This is a genomic window from Streptomyces sp. NPDC041970 (assembly GCF_055588985.1).
In genome coordinates, this window is the sequence record NZ_JBVJCD010000012.1 from 106,695 (window position 1) to 123,194 (window position 16,500).

Sequence of the window (16,500 nt, forward strand, 5' to 3'; positions counted from 1 at the left end):
GGGAACACACCCGGAACGGGGATGGGCGGAAGAGAGGCACTGGTGCGGTGCGGGGGGGGGGGGGGCGGAGGGGCGCGGCGCCCCCCCCCCCCCCCCCCCCCCCCCCGCCGGTCCCTACGCCCCGTCCGCCGGGGCCTCGGCCAGTGCCTCGGCCAACGCCCCCAGGGTCGGGGTCAGATAGAGCCGGCGCAGCGGCACATCGGGCAGCCCGCGCTCCCGCGCGAGCGCGCCGATCCTGATCGCGTACAGCGAATTGCCGCCCAGGTCCCAGAAGTCGTCCTCCGGGCCGACCGCGTCGACGCCCAGCACCTCCTGCCAGATCCCCGCGAGCACGGCGGCCGGTCCGGCGGGGGCCGGGCGGGCGCGGGGAGCGGGGGAGGGCCGGGGCGCGGGCAGCCGGGCCGGGTCCAGCTTGCCGTTGGCGGTGAGGGGGAGCGCCGGGAGGGCGGTGACCGTCGTGGGCACCATGTGCGCGGGCAGCAGGCGTGCCGCCCGCTCCCGCACGGCGGCCGGGTCCGCGTCCGCGCCGTCGGCCGGGACCACGTACGCGTCGATCCGTACGGCCGCCGCGTCCCCGCCGCCGCCGGTCACGGTGACCGCCGCCGCCGACACCGCCGCGTCCTCCAGCAGCACGTGCCGGATCTCGCCCGGCTCGATCCGGAACCCCCGCACCTTGACCTGGTCGTCGATCCGGCCCAGGTGCTCCAGCGTCCCGTCGGGCAGCAGCCGCCCCAGGTCGCCGCTGCGGTACAGCCGCCGCCCCGGACTGCGCGGGTCCGGCACGAAGCGCTCGGCGGTCAGCGCGGGGCGGTGGAGGTACCCGAGCGCCACGCCCGCCCCGCCCACGTGGATCTCGCCGGGCGCGCCCGGCGGGACGGGGCGGCCGTACGCGTCCAGGACCCGGACCGACCAGCCGGGCAGCGGCCGCCCCACCGAGCGCGACCCGGCCAGGGCCTCCCGGCGGGTCACGGTGGCGGCGGTGACGTGGACCGTGGTCTCGGTGATCCCGTACAGGTTGACCAGGCGGCAGCGGTCCTCCGGATGCCGGTCGAACCAGTCCAGCAGCGGCCGGGCGTCCAGCGGCTCCCCGCCCAGCACGACCAGCCGTACCGCCAGGGCGGACCCCGTCCCGCCCCCGGCCCGGTCGGCCGCCGCGAGCTGGGTGAACGCGGACGGGGTCTGGCTGACCACGCTGACCCGCTCCCGTACGAGCAGGGCGTGGAAGTCGCCGGGCGAGCGGGTGGTCCAGTGGTCCACGACCACCAGCCGCCCGCCCGTCAGCAGCGGGCCCCAGATCTCCCACACCGAGAAGTCGAACGCCGCCGAGTGGAAGCACGTCCAGGTGTCGTCCGGGCCCAGCCCGAAGTCGTCCCGCGTGGCGTCGAGGAGGGCGGTGACGTTGGCGTGCGGGACGAGGACCCCCTTGGGGCGGCCGGTCGAGCCGGAGGTGTGGATGACGTACGCGGGGCAGGAGGCGGGCGCGGGGGTCCGGGCCGGGCGGGGCGGGCGGCCGGTGAGCGCCGCCGCGTCCTCGACCGTCAGCCGCAGCCCCGCCTCCCGCGCGGTGCGCTCCCGCCGCTCCGCCGGGTGCTCCGGGTCCATGGGCACGTACACCGCGTCCGCCTTCAGCACGGCGAGCATCGCGGCCACCAGGTCCGCCGAGCGGGGCAGGCAGAGGCCGACGAGATCGCCGGGGCGGACCCCCAGGGCGTACAGCCCGTCGGCCAGCTCCTCGGCGCGGGCGTCGAGCCGGGCGTAGCTGAGCGTGGAGTCCCCGCAGGTCAGCGCGGGGGCGTCGGGGCGGGCGGCGGCCTGTTCGGCGAAGACCTCCTCGATCCTGCGGGCGGCGGCCGGCCGCGCGTCCGCCGCCCCGGGGTCCGGCCGCGCCAGGTCGTCCGCCCCGTCCAGCGGGGGCAGCGCGGCGAGCGGGGTGGTGGGCGGGCAGTGCGCCAACCGGTCCCGCACGCGCTCCACCTGGTGCGCCGGGACGGGGAGGAGGCCCGCGGCCGGCGGCAGGGCGGTGAGCGGGGTGGCGGGGCCGTGGACGTAGGTCCTGGCGTACGGCGGACGCGGGCACGGGGCGGCGGCGAACCCGTCCCGCCCGTCCGCCGGGCCGGCGTCCACCAGGCCCAGCGCGGGCGCCTCGCCGTCCGGCGGGGCCGGGACGGTGGCGAGCAGGTCCCCGACCGTGCGGCCGGGGGACAGGTCCGCCGCGAACACCGCGTACCCGTCGAGGGCCCCCAGGGCGTACGGCGGCCTGCCCCGCCCCGGCGCGGGCACGGCGACGCGGACCTCCGAGGCCCCCTCGTACCGGCCCACGGCCACCGCGAGGGCCGCGGCCAGGAGGCGGGTCCCGCCCGGCGGACTCGGGTCCACCGGGAGCGGCCCGGCCGGCGCCACCGCCTCCGGGGCCAGCTCACCGCGCAGCACGCGGGCGACGAGCCACAACGACCGGGCGTCCAGCGCCGCCCGGTCGGCGGTCAGCACCAGGTCGGCGCCGCCCCGCCGCTCCGCGTACCGCAACAACACGGCGCGCAGCCCGCGGCCCGGCGCGAGCGGGCGGCGGACCTCGGCCTCCCGCCACCGGGCGGCCTCGGCGGACCCGGCCGGGGCGGGCACGGCCTCCGTCCACAGCCGGGGGGCGCGGTCCTCGGGCCACCACCGGCACCACGCGGCGGAGAGGACGGCGGCGAGCGCGGTCTCCGACGCGGGCGGCGGCAGGCGGACCGTCAGCGCGTGATGGGCGGGCGGCTGCGGCACGTGCACCACTCCTCGGCGTTCACAGGGGCGTCGACGCCCGGCCCCCGCGGGGGCGCGGACGGCTTCGGGGTCAGCGGGCGGTGTAACCGCCGTCCACGGCGACCACGCTGCCGGTCACCTGCCGGGACGCGTCCGAGGCCAGCCAGAGCACCGCCTCCGCCACGTCGCCCGGCTCCACCAGGGCGTTCATCGGCTGCGCCCGGACGAACGCCTCCGCGTGCTCCGCCGCCGGCACCTCCAGCGCGCGGGCGATCTCGGCCAGCATCCGGCCCTCCATCGCCTCGTCGTCCCGCACCGAGCCCGGACAGACCGCGTTGACCCGGACCTTGCGGGGCGCGTAGTCCAGCGCCACGGCCTTCGTCAGGCCGACCAGGCCGTGCTTGGCCGCGACGTACCCCGCGAAGTGGCGGTAGCCCACCAGCCCCGCCGTCGAGGCGACGTTGACGATGGAGCCCGAGCCCTGGGCGACCATCCGGCCGCCCACCGCGCGGATCGCCCGCCAGGCCCCGCCCAGGTCCACGTCGATCATCAACTGCCACTCGGCCTCGTCGATCTCGTGCGCCGGACGGCCCGAAGGGGCGGCGATCCCCGCGTTGTTGACCAGCACGTCGATCCGCCCGAACCGCTCCTGCGCCTCGTCCGCCGCCGACTCCAGGGCGGCCAGGTCCCGCACGTCGGCCCGCCGGGTCAGCACCGCCGCCCCGGCCTCGCGGCAGAGCCCGGCGGTGTGCGCGAGCTGCGAGGCGGAGCCGAGCGGATACGGCACGCCGGGCAGCTCGCCCGCCACGTCCAGCAGCACCAGGTCCGCCCCCTCGCGGGCGAACGCCAGCGCACAGGCCCGGCCCAGCCCGCGCGCCGCCCCCGTGATCAGCGCCGTCCGCCCGGCGAGCCGCCCGCCGCCCGTCATCGGCCCCGCGCCGCGCGCACCTCGGCGGCGATCAGCTCCAGCAGCGCGCCCGGCCGCTCGGTGAGGTACATGTGCCCGCCGTCCAGCTCGGCCACCGTCAGCCTCGCCGTGGTCGCCCGCCCCCACTCCGCCGCCCGGTCCGCCCCGACCAGGGCGTCGTCCCGCCCCCGGACCGAGACCACGGGCGCGCCCAACGGCCGGTCCGTGGAGGGCGCGTACGACTCGTGGAGCCGGACGTCCGCCCGGAGCACGGGCAGCAGCAGCTCCCGCATCTCGGGGTCCGCCAGCGCCGGGTGGTCGTACCCGGCGAACGCCCGCACGCGGGCGGTGAACTCCTCGTCCGGCAGCCCGCCCGCCCGCTCGGTGCGCGGCGTCCACGGGCCGGGCGCGCCGCTGACGACCAGGGCGGCCAGCCGGGGCGCCCCGGCCGACCGCTCGATGCGGTGCGCCAGCTCGTACGCGAGCACCGCGCCCATGCTGTGCCCGAACAGGGCGACCGGGCCGCCGCCGCTCCCGAGAGCCGCCGTCACCTGCGCGTACGCGTCCTCCACGGCCGGGGCCGCCGAGGTGTACGCGGGTTGGGAGAACCGCTTCTCGCGGCCCGGCAGGGAGATCGGGAGGACGCGCAGGCCCTCGGGGGCCAGCCCCTGCCAGGGCGTGAAGAAGGAGGGGCCCGCCCCGGCGAAGGGCAGGCAGATGAGGACGGTCTCGTCATCGGTCACGGTCGTTGCCGCTCTCTTCCTTCTCGGTCGTCGTTCCGCGCGCTTCTCGGTCGTCGTCCCGCACGCCTGGAGGGGTGCGTCCGGTCAGTTCCCGGCCATGATCGTGGAGAGGATGGCGGCGAGGTAGGCCGGGTCGCGCACCCCGCACAACTCGCGCGCCGAGTGCATCGACAGGCCCGGCACCCCGACGTCCACCGTGGTGACGCCCAGCCGGGCGGCGGTGAGCGGCCCGATCGACGTGCCGCACGGCATCGCGTTGTTGGAGACGAACGGCTGCCAGGGCGCGCCGGCCCGCTCGCACGCCGCCGTGAACACCGCGATGCCGGTGCTGTCGGTGGCGTACCGCTGGTTGACGTTGACCTTGAGGGTGGGGCCGCCGTTGGGCAGCGGCCGGTGGTCGGGGTCGTGCCGCTCCGCGTAGTTGGGGTGCACCGCGTGCGCCATGTCGGCGGAGACGCAGAACGCGCCCGCCAGCGCCCGCGACCAGTCCTCGTCGCTGCCGCCCCGCGCCGCGACGGAGCGCGACAGGACCCGCTCCAGCAGCGGGCTCTGCGCCCCCGTCTCGGAGCCGCTGCCGACCTCCTCGTGGTCGAACGCGGCCAGCACCGGCACGTACGAGGGCCGGTCGGCCCCCGTCGCCGCCTCGACCAGGGCCGCCACCCCGGCGTGCACCGAGACCTGGTTGTCAAGCCGGGACGCCACCACGAACTCCTTGTCCGCGCCCAGGTATCCGGGGGGCTGGACGTCGTGCAGCATGAGGTCCCAGCCCAGCACGTCGGCCGGGTCCTCCCCGGCCGAGGCCGCGACCCGGCGCAGCAGCTCGCCCTCGCGCGGCTCCCCCAGCGCCCAGACGGGGGCGATGTGCCGCTGCCGGTCCAGCGCCACCCCCTCGTTCACCGTGCGGTCGAGGTGGATGGCCAACTGCGGCACGCGCAGCAGGGGTTCGTCGATCTGGACCAGCTTGCTGCGCGGGCCGCCGGGGCCGCGCAGCGCGAGCCGGCCGGAGATCCCGAGGTCCCGGTCGAGCCAGGTGTTCAGCGGCACCCCGCCGTAGATCTCCACCCCGACCTGCCGCCAGCCCGACGTCCCGGTGTCCGGCGCGGGCTTGATCCGCAGGTTCGGCGAGTCGGTGTGGGTGCCGACGATCCGGAACGGGGTGTGCGCGGGCGCGTCCTCGGGCACGTACCAGGCGATGAGCGCCCCGGCGCGGCTGACGAAGCAGCCGCCCCGCGCGCCGGTCCAGTCGTCGGTGCCGCGCAGCTCGCGGAAGCCGGCCTTCTCCAGGCGCTGGGCCGCACTGGCCACCACGTGGTACGGGGAGGGGCTGGCGGCGATGAAGGAGAGCAGGTCGTCGGTGTGGCTGCGGTGGGGGGCCGGAGTCATACGGCGTCCGCCTTTCCGGTGTTCGGCAGTGGCTGCGAGGGTGACGGTCCGCCGGGCCGGCCGGGCCCGGCGCCGGCTCCCGAGGGAACGCGGGCGGGCTCGCCCGAGGCCCCCTCGGAGGGGCGCTCGCCCAGGAGTTCGCGCACCGGCCGGTCGGGCCGGGCGCAGAACTCCGCGAGCAGGTCGGTGTACGAGGTCAGGAGGTGTCGGGCGGTCTCGTGGTCCCACAGGTCGGTGGAGAATTCCAGGAACGTTCGATAACCCTTGGCGGGGTCCCGGCGCGGCGCAAGCCCGAAACACAGCTCGGTGCGGGAAAGCGGCGGTGCCAGATCGGCGACCTCGACCCGCAGACCGGGGATCTCGATGTCGGTGTCGACGGAGTTCTGGAAGGCCAGGATGTGCGGCATCCGGTCGGGGAGGCCGACAGCGCCCGCCTCCCGCATCGCCCGCATGATGCTCGCGGTGGGCAGCACGTGGGCCAGGGCGCCCCGTGCGCCCGCGCCCGTCCGCGCCGCGAAGGCCGCGCACGACTCGTCGAGATTGGCTGAATCCAGTCGTACGCGGACCATCACCGCGGTCGACGTCATCGCCACGAGCGACTCCGACGCGGCGCCCTCGCGGTTGGCGTACGGCACGCTGAGCACGATGTCCGCCTCCCCCGAGAGCCGGGTCAGAAAGAGGCCGAGCGCCGCCGCCGCGACCGCGAACGAGGTGGTGCGGGCCGTGCGCGCGAACTCCTCCACCGCCGCCCGCACCGCCCCCGGCGCGTGCCCGCGCACCGTGTCCCCGTGCCCGCTCAGCTTCCGCGGGCGCGGGCGGTCGGTCGGCACGGGGACGGAGGAGGGCACGCCCGCCAGGTAGCGGGCGCAGAACGCGGCCCGCGCCGCCTCGACCGCCGGGTCCCGGTCCGCCCGCTGCCGCCGGGCGTACTCCGGGGCCTGCAGCGCCGGGGCGGGCAGCCCGTGCGGGACGCCCGCGGCGGCCGCCGTGTACAGCGCGGCGATCTCCGCGAGCAGCACCGACAGCGACCAGCCGTCCGCGCAGATGTGGTGCAGGACGAACATCAGCTCCCAGCGGTCCTCCTCGACCCGCAGCAGCCGCGTCCGGGGCGCCAGGGGCCGGTCCAGGTCGAAGGGGGCCGCCGCGTCGCCCCGGCACAGGGCGTCCGCCCGTACGCGCCGTTCGCCGGGCGGCAGCGCGGTGAGGTCCTCCACCGGCAGCGCGACCGGCCCGGCCGCCACCACCTCCTGCCACCACGGGCCGTCCGGCGCGTCCTCCTGCGCGAACCGGGTCCGCAACGCGTCGTGCCGGGCCGTCACCCCGGCCACGGCGGACCGCAGCGCCGCCGGGTCCAGCGCCCCGGTGAACGTGATCCGCGTCGGCACGTTCCACACGGCGGGGTCCGGCGCGGCGTGGTGCCCGGCGATCAGCCGGGCCTGCTGGTCGCTGACGGGGGCGCGGTCCACGACCTCCGGCGGCGCGGGGGCGGGGGGCGGTGCGGGGGCCTCCGCCCGGCCCCCGGTGAGCCGGCGCGTCATGGCCGCCAGGGTCGCCTCGGCGAAGAGGTCCGCCAGAGGGTAGTCGACGCCGAGGACGGCCCGGACCCGGTTGACCAGGCGGATCGCCCCGATGGAATTGCCGCCGAGGTCGAAGAAGTCGCGGTCGGCGGGGAAGCCGCGCACGCCGAGCACGGTCTCCCAGACCTCGCGCAACCGGGCGGCGGTGTCGGCGTGTTCGCGCGGGGCGGTATCGGAGTCCGGGGCGTGGGCGGTGTCGGCGTCCGCGTGCGGGGCGCCGGGGGCGGTGTCCGCGTCCGCGGTCCCCGTCGCGCCGGGGCTCGTGACGGGGCCCGCCTCGGAGGCCGGGCGCCTCGCCGTGACGGGGCCCGCGCCGGTCATCGCGTCCAGGCGTCCGGCCAGCTCCGCGAGGTAGCCGGCGGCCGTCGCCCGGTCGAACAGGTCCGCGTCGTACCGCAGCCGCAGCCGCAGGCCCCCGTCCGGAAGCCGCACGGCCATCAGCGCCAGCTCCAGGGGCGCCGACTCCGTCCCCGCCGCCACCGCCTCCGCGCGCAGCCCCGGCAGGTCGATCCCGGCCAGCGCCGCCCGGTCGAGGTCGATCGAGACGGTCACCAGCGGGCGCGGACTGCCCGGTTCGGGGCGTAAGGCGGCGAGCAGCGCGTCCACGTCCACCCCGCTGTGCGCGTCCGCCTCGAAGAGCACCCGGCCGGTGGCCCGTACGGCCTCCGGGGCCGGTGTCGCGTCCGTCGCGGTGAGCCGCAGCGGCAGCAGCGCCACGTGGAAGCCGACCGTGTCCGCCGTCTCCGGCGCGCGCCGCCCGAACGTCGTGCCGAGCAGGAACCCGTCCTGCCCCGACCGGTGGCGCAGCACGCCGTGCCAGGCGGTGCACAGGGTGGCGAACAGGGTCGCGCCGTGCTGCCCGCTCCACTCCCCGAGCCGGGCCGTCCGCTCCCGGTCCACCGTCCGGGCCACCGCGCCCCCGCGCCCCGCCACCCGGCGGCCGCGCGGCCGGTCCGTGGGCAGCGCGAGGACCGGCGGCCGGTCGCCCAGCAGCTCGCGCCACCACGCGAGGTCGGCCGCGTCGTGCGGAGGCTCCGGGGCCCCGAGGGTCGTCCCGGCGGGGCGCGCGAAGACCGGCGGCCGCCCGGCGCGGGCCGCCGCGTACAGCTCCTGGAGGTCCCCGGCGACCAGCGCGGCCGAGTGGGCGTCCGTGATGATGTGGTGCATCCCGAGGACCAGCACGTGGTCGTCGTCGGCCAGCCGCAGCAGTCGGGGCGTGAACAGCGGCCCGCGCGCCAGGTCGTAGGGGCGGGCGCTCTCCTCGGAGAGCAGCGCCTCGATCGCCCGCTCGGCGTCCCGCCCGCGGGCGTCGGTCACCCGCAGCGCGACGGGCGGACCGGCCCCGACGACCTGGACGACGCCCGTCCCGCCCGCCGGCCCGTCCTCGTCGTCCTGCGCCCGGAACACCGTCCGCAGCCCCGCGTGCCGCTCGACCAGCCCGTCCACCGCCGTGCGCAGGGCGTCCTCGTCCAGCGTCCCGCGCAGCCGTACGGCCTGCGTCTCGTTGTACGCCGCCGGGTTCTCCAGCAACCGCGCGGCCAGCCAGAGCCGCCGCTGCGCCGAGGTGGCGGGCGCGACCGCCTCCGGGACGCGGACCCGGCCGGTCCCGGCATCCGCCTCCGGGTCCCGGTCCGCTGGGGCGTCCGTCTCCGGGGCGTGCGCCTGGTCGGCTCGGGTATGCGCCTCCGGGTCCCGGTGCGTTGGGGCGTCCGCCTCCGGGGCGTGCGCCTGGCCGGTCCCGGTATGCGCCTCCGGGTCCCGGTCCGCTGGGGCATCGGACTCCGGGCCGCGCGCCCGGACCGTTCCGCCACCCGCTGCCGGGTGCGGATCCGTTCCGGCATCCGCCCCCCGCCCCCGGTCCCGTGTCCGGCGGCGCAGGACGTCCAGGTGCACCAGGCCCGCCCGCAACCGCTCGCGGTCCAGGCCGAAGTCGACGAGGGCGGCGATCTCGTCCACCCCGGCCCGGTGCAGGGCCGCGACGAACGGGGCGACGCTCTCCGGGGTGCCGATCAGGGCCCGCTGGTCGCAGTAGCGGTCGTACGCCCGCCGGAACAGGTAGTCCAGGTCCTCCTCGCTCGCCCCCGCCACGTCCTCGCGGCTCCGGCCGAGCGCGGTGGCGGCCGACCGCATCAGCAGCGAGGACCGCAGATACCGCACCATCGGCTCCAGCGCCTCGGCCCGCGCGGTGGCCCGGTCGGCGCCGAGGTACGTGTGCACCAGCACGGTCACCCGCCCGGCCTCCGGGTCCAGGCCGCACGCCGCGCGGGTGCGCCGGTAGTGCGCGACGCCGGCGGCCAGGTCGTCCACGGTCTGGCCCATGAGGTTGGTGACGATCCCGAGCCCGCGCCGGGCCGCCTCCTCGTACGAGGCGCGCTGCCCGGACGTGGCGAGGAAGAACGGCGGCTCCTCCTGCACCGGGCGGGGCCGGACCCGGATCTCCGTCTCGACGCCCTCGCCCGTGCGCCGCCGCACCGCCTCGCCGCGCCACAGCCGGCGCACCTCGTCCAGATGGCGGAAGGCGATGGCGCGCCGGTCGTCGAACCGGTCCGGGTGCAGGGCGAAGTCGCGGGCGTGCCAGCCCGTGGCGCAGCCGATGCCGACCCGGCCGCCGGAGAGGTTGTCGACCACCGACCACTCCTCCGCCACCCGCACCGGATCGTGCAGCGGCAGGACCACCGAGCCCGCGTTGATCCGGACCCGCTCGGTCTCGCGCGCCACGGCGGAGGCGAGCACGGCGGGGTTGGGGAAGAGGCCGCCGAAGGAGTCGAAGTGCCGCTCGGGCAACCAGACGGAGGAGAAGCCGTGCTCGTCCGCGAAGCGCGCCGTCTCGAACACCGTGTCGTACGCCTCGGGAGCGGCGTCGGCCCCGGTGCTCTGCGGGTAGTCGCCGAAGAAGTAGATCCCGAAGTCGGGGGCGGGCCGCTCGGGCCGCCTCCGGGGCGGGGCGGCGGCGCGGGGGGCGCGGGGGAAGAACCCGCCCGCGCGCAGCTCGCGCAGCGAGTCCTCCACCGCTCCCGCGACCCGGTCCACGTCCTCGTCGGTGTGGGCGGTGGAGAGGTAGAAGCTGCGCCACTCCCACACGTACACCCCGCGCAGCAGCAGGTGGTGGTAGAGCAACTCCAGGTCGGCCCGGTGGACGAACCGGAACATCGACCCGAAGTGGGCCAGCTCCAGGGGGTATTCCTCTTCGCGGAAGAACGCGTTCAACCGGTCCGCGAGGGCGTCCGTGCGGGCGTTCAGCCGGAGTTGGAGGTCCGGTCCCCGTTCGGTGAGGTGGGTGAGCACCGCGCGGGCCGCCGCCATGGACAACGGGTGCTGGAGGTAGGTGCCGCCGAAGAACGTGGTCTCGCGCGGGGGCCTGCTGGCGTCCCCGTACCGCCAGAAGCCGCCGTCCACCCCGTCGAGGAGGTCGGCCCGTCCCGCCACGGCCCCGATCGGGAAGCCGCCGCCGAGCGCCTTGCCGTACGTGGCGAGGTCGGGCACGACGCCGAAGTGCTCCTGCGCGCCGCGCGGGTGGGGCCGCAGCCCGGTCAGCATCTCGTCGAACAGCAGCACGATGCCCCGCCGCGCGGTGAGTTCGCGCAGCGAGCGCACGAACTCCACGGGCCGCAGGGCGGGGTTGCGGCACTGCACGGGCTCCACGAGTACGGCCGCGACGGTGTCCCCGAGCGCGTCGATCGTGTCCAGGGCCTCCTGCGTCCCGTACTCCAGCACGACCAGCTCCGCCACCGCGCTGGCCGGAATACCCCGCGACACGGGCACGGCAGGGTGACCGGGTGCGCCCGGCCGGCCGAGGACGGAGTCGATGTGCCCGTGGTACGAGCCCCGGAACATGACGACCTTGTCGCGTCCGGTCGCGGCGCGGGCCAGGCGCACGGCCGCCGAGTTCGCCTCCGTGCCGGACGCGGCGAAGGCGACCCGGTCCATCCCGGTGAGCGAGGCCAGCAGCGCGGCCGCCTCCCCGGCGTCGGGCGAGCGGGGGCCGAAGCGCAGACCGGCCGAGAGGTGGCGGCTCACGGCCTCGGTGACGCACTCCGCCTCATGGCCGAGGAGCAGCGCGCCGAACCCCATGGTGATGTCGGTGTACGCGTTGCCGTCCACGTCGGTGAGGTGCGAGCCGCGTGCCGAGCGGGCCGCGATCGGGTACAGCATCTCCTTGGTGGCGTCCCGGAACCCCACGACCGCCCGGCTGTCGGCCAGCACCGCGCGGTGCCGCTGGGCCGACGCCTTGGAGGTGCGGGTGCGTTCGGTGAAGCGCCGGACCAGGTCGGCGGTGTGGGCCCGCTGCGCCGCGTCGGCCGCCGCCCCGGCCATCCCGCCCGCCGCGTCCACGACGAGGCGGGGGCCGTGCGCGGCGGGGGCGTCCGGCGCGGCGTGCGTGCGGGCCGTCGCGAGCTGGGCGGACAGCGCGCGGGACAGCTCCGCCGCGCGGGCCACGGCCTCGGCGGCCGCGCCGACCACCGCTTCGGGGGCCTCGGCGGCTTCGCGGGCGTCGGGGCCCGGCGCCGTGCTCATCGGCCGTCCGCCCCGGCGCGCGCGGTCAGCAGGGCCACGGCCTCGGAGAGCTGGGTGACCATCGCGGCCTGGGTCTCGGCCAGTCGGCGTATCTGCTCGGACAGGGCGGTGACCTCGGCACGCGTGGCGTACACCGGCTCACCGGCGTGGGGCGTGAGCGCACTGGCATACACCGGCTCACCGGCGTGCGGCGTGAGCGCACCGGCGTGGGGCGTGAGCGCACCGGCGTGCGGCTGGGTCACCCCCGCCTCGGCACCCGGCTGGGTCACCCCCGGCTCCGCCGCCTCCGCCTGGGCCCCCGGCCCGTTCACACGATGCGCCGCACCGCCCCCCGCAGCCGCCGCGTCCGCCGTCTCCCGCGCCGCGCCCGGAGCCCCGCGGCCCGCTATCAGCGCGGCCGTCAGCCGGGGCGTGCCCGCCTCCTCCAGGATCTCCCTCATGCTGATCTCCGCGCCGAACTCCGCCTCCAACTGCCGCACCATCCCGATGAGCTGGAGCGAATCCGCACCGAGGCCGACGAACGTGCGGTCGGCGCCGACGTCGGCGGGGCGGTGACCCAGATGGTGCGCGGTCAGCTCCAGCACCCTGTCCAGTACGGCCTGTTCCGACATGCGGTCCTCCGGGGAGCGTAGGGGCGGACGAGCCGCCGCGCCGGGCGGCTCGGTGTGCGGTACGGGGAGCGCGGGGGGCGTGTACGGGGCGGGACCGGCCCAGTGCGACCGGCGGCGGAAGGGGTACACGGGCAGCCGGACGCGCCCCCCGCCGCACCCGTCGAGCAGCGCGGCCCAGTCCACCGGGGCCCCGGCGCAGTGGAGCACCGCCACCGCCCGCTCCCAGTGCCGGGACGGTACGCAGACCGCGTCCGGCAGCGACCGGCGGACCATCCCGGTCAGCACGGCGGACGGGCCGAGCTCCAGCAGCAGCGGGGACGCGCCCAGCCGGCCCAGACCAGCGGCGAAGTCGGCCGTGCGGCGGGCCTGGTCGACCAGGTACGCGGCGTCCGGCCGCCACCCGGCGGGGTGCGCCGCACCGTCGACGGGGTCGATGAACGCCGTGTGCACCGGCCGCAGTTCCGTCTTCTCCGCGAGGACCCGGAACTCCTCCAGCATGGGGTCGAGCAGGGCCGTGTGGAACGCCCGGTCCACCGCCAGCACCTCGTGTGCCTCGCCGCCCGCCGCCAGCAGCGCGCAGGCCGCGTCCACGGCCTCCGGGGGGCCGGCCAGCACATGGTGGGCGGCCCCGTTGACCACGGCCAACTCTAACCGGGGGACGGCGGCCAGCAGCTCCCGCACCCGGTCGCGCGGGACGAACGCGGCGACCATCGCCCCCGGCGCCACCCGCTCCCGCATGAGCCGCCCGCGCCCGCACACCAGCCGCATGGCGTCCTCGACCTCCAGCGCCCCGGCCGCGCACAGCGCCGCGTACGCGCCGGCGCTGTGCGCGGCGACCCGGACCGGTGCGATCCCGAGGTGGTCCCAGAGCCGGACCTGGGCCGTCTGGAGGGCGAACAGGGCGGGTTGGGCGAACCCGGTGTCCCACCGCGCGGGCCCGTGCCCGGCCACGACCCGGTCCAGGAAGTCGCCCCGGCCGGTCTCCTGCGCGTACACCCGCGCACAGGAGCCCAACACCTCGGCCACCACCGGGAAGCGGGCGGCCGGCTCCGCGCCCATCCCCGGACGCCCGCCGCCCTGCCCGCTGAAGAGGAACCCCACCTCCCGTACGCCCTCGGCCACGCCGGTCACGTACGCCTCGCCCTCCGGGGCCCCGGAGAGGAAGGCGTCGAGCCCGGCCACCGGGTCCGGGGCGGTGACGACCAGCCGGTGGGGCAGCGTCCGCCGCCCGAGCGCGGTGGTGACCAGCAGATCGGCGGGCGCGGGGGCCGCGCCGCCCGCCAGGTGGTCGCGCAGCGAGGCCGCGTACGCCCGCAGCGCCTCCCCGTCCGCCGCGGAGAGCGGCACCGGCGCGGGCACGGGCGCCCCGGCCGCCGCCGCGCCGCGCGCCCCGGATACCGGCCCGCTCCCGCGTACGGGCGCGCCCACCGGCGCCTGCTCCAGGATCACGTGGGCGTTCGTACCGCCCATGCCGATGGAGTGCACACCGGCGCGCCGCACCCCCGCGAGCGGCCACGGCGACTCCCGCGACGACAGCAGGAAGGGGCTGTCGTCCACCGCCAGCGCCGGGTTGGGCCGGGAGAAGTTCACCAGCGGCGGGACCACGCCGTGCCGCAGCACCTCGACCGCCTTGATCAGTCCCGCGAGCCCGGCCGCGCTGTCCAGGTGGCCGATGGCGGGCTTCGTCGAGCCCAGGGCGCAGAAGCCGGTCCGGTCCGTGTGGCGGCGGAACGCCTCGGTCAGCGCGGCGAACTCGATCGGGTCGCCCTTCAGCGTGCCCGTGCCGTGCGCCTCCACGTAGCCGATCGACGCGGCGTCCACGCCCGCCGCGCGCAGCGCCCCGAGCACCGCGTCCCGCTGCCCGGCCACTCCGGGGGCGGCGAAACCCCGCCGGTCCGCGCCGTCGTTGGTGACCGCCGAGCCCAGGATGACCGCGTGCACGGTGTCGCCGTCCGCCAGCGCCCGGCCGAGCGGCTTGAGGAGGACGGCGGCGGCCCCGTTGCCCCCGACCGTGCCGTCCGCGCCGGCGTCGAAGGGGCGGACCGTGCCGGTGGGGGAGAGGGTGGAGCCCTTCACCGGGACATGGCCGGTGACCTGCGGCAGGTGCACCGCGGCGGAGCCCACCAGCATCAGCTCCGCGTCCCCGGCGCGCAGCGCCTGGCAGGCCAGGTGGACGGAGACCAGCGCACTGGAACAGGCCGTCGACACGGTGAGCGCGGGCCCGGTCAGGCCGAGCCGGAAGGCCGCCCGCGTGGCGGTGAAATCGGGGTAGGTGCCGACCTGCACCTGCTTGGCCGTCATCCAGTCGTCCGTACGGGCCTCCGCGCCGAGGTGCGTGGACAGATAGCTGTGCAGCGAGTACAGGCGGTAGCCCGTACTGCCGTACACCCCGATCCGGCCGCCGCCGCCCCCCGCGTACCCCCCGTCCTCCAGGGCGTGGAAGCAGCACTCCAGGAACAGCCGCTGCTGCGGGTCGGTGAGGTCCGCCTCCCGGCCGCTCATCCCGAAGAACCCGGCGTCGAAGCCGCCCACGTCCGTGAGGAGCGCGCTCGCCCCGCCGAACCCCTCGGCCTCGTACACCGCCGCCGGGACGCCCGCGGCGGCGAAGTCGGCCCGGCCGAACCGGCGTACGCGGCTGACGCCCGCCCGGACGTCGGCCCAGTACGCCTCGGGGCTGTCAGCTCCGGGGAACCTCAGTGCCGTCCCGATCACCGCGATCCGGTCGTCCCTCACCCGACTCCTCCCTTCGCCGCCCCGCACGCCCCGCACGCCCCGCCCGCCGCAGCCACCCCACCCTCAGCAGGAACACCGCGGCCACGGCGATGGCCGCGCCATGGGACCAGCCGACGACCACCGGCGGGGAGAACCGGTCGAGCGCCGCCGCCACCAGGATCATGCCGACACCGAAACCGAGGTTCTCCAAGGTGGCCGAAAGACCGAAGGCGTGCGCCCGCAAACTGGCCGGAAGTGTCTGGAGGTGCGAGGTGTACGCGACTTCCGTCAGACCGTCCGCCGCCCCCGCGACGAGCGCGATCACCGCCGTCACCCCCAGCGGGAACCCGGCGAACGCGGCGATGAACGCCGCCGACATCACCACCGTGCCGTACCCGAAGCCGAGCGCCCCCACCGAGCGGCCGGTGCGCCGGACGTACCGCTGGACCACCTGCTGCGCCCCGATGTTGCCGAGCGCCCACACACACCAGAACGCGCTGACGAAGACCGCCGGGTTCGAGGCGTCCAGCGCGGCGGAGTGGACCGGCAGCGCCGCGTTGTGCGACGACGAGCCGAACGCGTCCACCCCGCGCAGGGCCACCATCAGCCCCAGACCCGGCGCGGCGGCGAGCGCCAGGAACGCCGCGGGCCTGCGCCGCGGCCCGCCCTTCCGCGCCGAAGCACCGCTCTTGTGCGCCGAAGCCCCGTCCGGACCGCCACCCGCCCGGCCGCCCGACGCCCCGCCCGCGATCGGCAGCAGGGCCACCGTCGCCGCGCACACCGCGAAAGTCGCCATGTCGACCAGGAAGGCCGCGGTGTACCCGACGAGGGAGACCACCACGCCCGCGGAGGCGAAGCCCGCCACCATGGCCAGGGAACGGCCGGTGATGGAGAGGGAGTTCGCCCACGCCCTGCGCTCCTCGCCGACCATCTCCGGGATCGAGCTGCGCAACGCCACCATGAACAGCGTCCCGCACGCCCCGACCACCACCGACACGGCCGTCAGCGCCCCGGTCAGCAGGGCGTCCGGCGCCAGGACGAGCACCAGCATCACGGCGCCCTGGGCCACGTTGGCCCAGAGCATGACGCCCTTCGCGGAGAAGCGGGCCAGCAGCCCGCCCGCGACCAGCCCCGCGACGAAACCGGAGGCGAGCCGCACCGCCATGAACAGGCCCATGGCCAGCGCCCGCCCCGTCGTCTCGTAGACGAAGAGGTTGAGCGCCACCATGTTCAGGAACGTGCCGTACGAGGACACCGCGTAACCGGCGACGAGGAAGCGGAAACGCCGCTCGCGGACCACGGCGTCCCGCGCG

7 protein-coding genes are annotated in these 16,500 nt (G+C 77.2%); all 7 read right to left on the reverse strand.

Annotated features, from left to right (window positions below):
- Nucleotides 1-114: 114 nt before the first annotated feature.
- The 7 genes from ACZ6EJ_RS09695 to ACZ6EJ_RS09725 all read right to left on the reverse strand — a co-directional run bounded on the left by ACZ6EJ_RS09695 (nt 115) and on the right by ACZ6EJ_RS09725 (nt 16,415).
- Complete coding sequence (locus tag ACZ6EJ_RS09695; RefSeq protein ID WP_469265803.1) at nt 115-2,760, reverse strand: non-ribosomal peptide synthetase; 2,646 nt, start codon at nt 2,758-2,760, stop codon at nt 115-117.
- A 70-nt stretch (nt 2,761-2,830) separates the two neighbouring features.
- Nucleotides 2,831-3,667 carry an SDR family oxidoreductase gene (locus ACZ6EJ_RS09700; protein ID WP_469265805.1) on the reverse strand — a complete coding sequence of 279 codons (837 nt, stop codon included), beginning with the start codon at nt 3,665-3,667 and terminating at the stop codon, nt 2,831-2,833.
- Entirely contained in the window at nt 3,664-4,389 is a 726-nt protein-coding gene (locus ACZ6EJ_RS09705) for a thioesterase II family protein (RefSeq protein WP_469265807.1), read from the reverse strand. The genes ACZ6EJ_RS09700 and ACZ6EJ_RS09705 overlap by 4 nt, the downstream gene beginning before the upstream one ends.
- Nucleotides 4,390-4,473: 84 nt before the next feature.
- Entirely contained in the window at nt 4,474-5,772 is a 1,299-nt protein-coding gene (locus ACZ6EJ_RS09710; protein ID WP_469265809.1) for a M18 family aminopeptidase, read from the reverse strand.
- Nucleotides 5,769-11,864: a MupA/Atu3671 family FMN-dependent luciferase-like monooxygenase gene (locus ACZ6EJ_RS09715; RefSeq protein ID WP_469265811.1), complete on the reverse strand. Its 6,096-nt coding sequence runs from the start codon at nt 11,862-11,864 to the stop codon at nt 5,769-5,771. Before ACZ6EJ_RS09715 ends, ACZ6EJ_RS09710 begins: the two co-directional genes overlap by 4 nt.
- On the reverse strand, nt 11,861-15,208 hold the full coding sequence (locus ACZ6EJ_RS09720; protein ID WP_469265813.1) for a type I polyketide synthase: 3,348 nt from the start codon (nt 15,206-15,208) through the stop codon (nt 11,861-11,863). The genes ACZ6EJ_RS09715 and ACZ6EJ_RS09720 overlap by 4 nt, the downstream gene beginning before the upstream one ends.
- Complete coding sequence (locus ACZ6EJ_RS09725; RefSeq protein ID WP_469265848.1) at nt 15,153-16,415, reverse strand: MFS transporter; 1,263 nt, start codon at nt 16,413-16,415, stop codon at nt 15,153-15,155. The genes ACZ6EJ_RS09720 and ACZ6EJ_RS09725 overlap by 56 nt, the downstream gene beginning before the upstream one ends.
- Nucleotides 16,416-16,500: the final 85 nt, after the last annotated feature.